The organism is Rhodoferax sp., from assembly GCF_034520025.1.
In the GTDB taxonomy this organism is placed as follows: domain Bacteria; phylum Pseudomonadota; class Gammaproteobacteria; order Burkholderiales; family Burkholderiaceae_C; genus Allorhodoferax.
In genome coordinates, this window is the sequence record NZ_JAXHNZ010000002.1 from 1,872,501 (window position 1) to 1,875,000 (window position 2,500).

Annotated in this window: 1 rRNA gene (running past both ends of the window); it reads right to left on the bottom strand. The window is 51.2% G+C overall.

Annotation, left to right across the window (positions count from 1 at the left end):
• Window positions 1-2,500: ribosomal RNA gene (locus U5L73_RS17205) — 23S ribosomal RNA — on the bottom strand (it extends past both window edges: 105 nt to the left, 272 nt to the right).

The window sequence follows — 2,500 nt, forward strand, 5'->3', positions numbered from 1 at the left end:
CAAGGCCCCGGCAGATCTCATCTTGAAACGAGTTTCCCGCTTAGATGCTTTCAGCGGTTATCTCTTCCACACTTAGCTACTCGGCAATGCCACTGGCGTGACAACCGATACACCAGAGGTGTGTCCACTCCGGTCCTCTCGTACTAGGAGCAGGCTTCCTCAAATCTGCAGCGCCCACGGAAGATAGGGACCAAACTGTCTCACGACGTTTTAAACCCAGCTCACGTACCTCTTTAAATGGCGAACAGCCATACCCTTGGGACCGGCTACAGCCCCAGGATGAGATGAGCCGACATCGAGGTGCCAAACACCGCCGTCGATATGAACTCTTGGGCGGTATCAGCCTGTTATCCCCAGAGTACCTTTTATCCGTTGAGCGATGGCCCTTCCATACAGAACCACCGGATCACTATGTCCTGCTTTCGCATCTGCTCGACTTGTCAGTCTCGCAGTTAAGCACGCTTATGCCATTGCACTATCATCACGATGTCCGACCGTAACTAGCGTACCTTCGAACTCCTCCGTTACGCTTTGGGAGGAGACCGCCCCAGTCAAACTGCCTACCATGCACTGTCCCCGATCCAGATAATGGACCTAGGTTAGAACCTCAAACACACCAGGGTGGTATTTCAACGTTGGCTCCATAAGATCTAGCGACCCTACTTCAAAGCCTCCCACCTATCCTACACAGATCTGTTCAAAGTCCAATACAAAGCTACAGTAAAGGTTCATGGGGTCTTTCCGTCTTTCCGCGGGGAGATTGCATCATCACAAACATTTCAACTTCGCTGAGTCTCAGGAGGAGACAGTGTGGCCATCGTTACGCCATTCGTGCAGGTCGGAACTTACCCGACAAGGAATTTCGCTACCTTAGGACCGTTATAGTTACGGCCGCCGTTTACTGGGACTTCAATCAAGAGCTTGCACCCCATCATTTAATCTTCCAGCACCGGGCAGGCGTCACACCCTATACGTCCACTTTCGTGTTTGCAGAGTGCTGTGTTTTTAATAAACAGTCGCAGCCACCGATTTTTTGCAACCTCATTGGGCTCCATCCGCAAGGGACTTCACCTACTAAAGGCACACCTTCTTCCGAAGTTACGGTGTCAATTTGCCGAGTTCCTTCTCCTGAGTTCTCTCAAGCGCCTTAGAATACTCATCTCGCGCACCAGTGTCGGTTTGCGGTACGGTCGTGTGTAGCTGAAGCTTAGTGGCTTTTCCTGGAAGCAGGGTATCACTCACTTCGTCTGCAAGCAGACTCGTTATCACTCCTCATCTAAGCCCGGCGGATTTGCCTACCAGGCACGACTACAAGCTTGAACCAACATGTCCAACAGTTGGCTGAGTTAACCTTCTCCGTCCCCACATCGCACTACACATCGGTACAGGAATATTGACCTGTTTCCCATCAGCTACGCATCTCTGCCTCGCCTTAGGGGCCGACTCACTCTACGCCGATGAACGTTGCGTAGAAAACCTTGCGCTTACGGCGAGGGGGCTTTTCACCCCTTTAACGCTACTCATGTCAGCATTCGCACTTCTGATACCTCCAGCACGCTTTACAACGCACCTTCACAGGCTTACAGAACGCTCTCCTACCACTTGCAATAAATTGCAAATCCGCAGCTTCGGTAACTGGCTTAGCCCCGTTACATCTTCCGCGCAGGACGACTCGATCAGTGAGCTATTACGCTTTCTTTAAATGATGGCTGCTTCTAAGCCAACATCCTGACTGTTTTAGCCTTCCCACTTCGTTTCCCACTTAGCCAATTTTAGGGACCTTAGCTGGCGGTCTGGGTTGTTTCCCTCTTGAGTCCGGACGTTAGCACCCGGTGCTCTGTCTCCCAAGCTGTACTCTGCGGTATTCGGAGTTTGCATTGGTTTGGTAAGTCGCCATGACCCCCTAGCCAAAACAGTGCTCTACCCCCGCAGGTAATACTTGAGGCACTACCTAAATAGTTTTCGGAGAGAACCAGCTATTTCCAAGTTTGTTTAGCCTTTCACCCCTATCCACAGCTCATCCGCTAGTTTTGCAACACTAGTCGGTTCGGACCTCCAGTACCTGTTACGGCACCTTCATCCTGGCCATGGATAGATCACTTGGTTTCGGGTCTACACCCAGCGACTAGACGCCCTATTCGGACTCGATTTCTCTACGGCTTCCCTATTCGGTTAACCTTGCCACTGAATGTAAGTCGCTGACCCATTATACAAAAGGTACGCAGTCACCCTTGCGGGCTCCTACTTTTTGTAAGCATGCGGTTTCAGGATCTATTTCACTCCCCTCCCGGGGTTCTTTTCGCCTTTCCCTCACGGTACTAGTTCACTATCGGTCAATGATGAGTATTTAGCCTTGGAGGATGGTCCCCCCATATTCAGACAGGATTTCTCGTGTCCCGCCCTACTTTTCGCAAGCTCAGTACCACACAGGTCATTTCACGTACGGGGCTATCACCCGCTATGGCCAGCATTTCCAGGCTGTTCCGTTATGTCTTGTGCT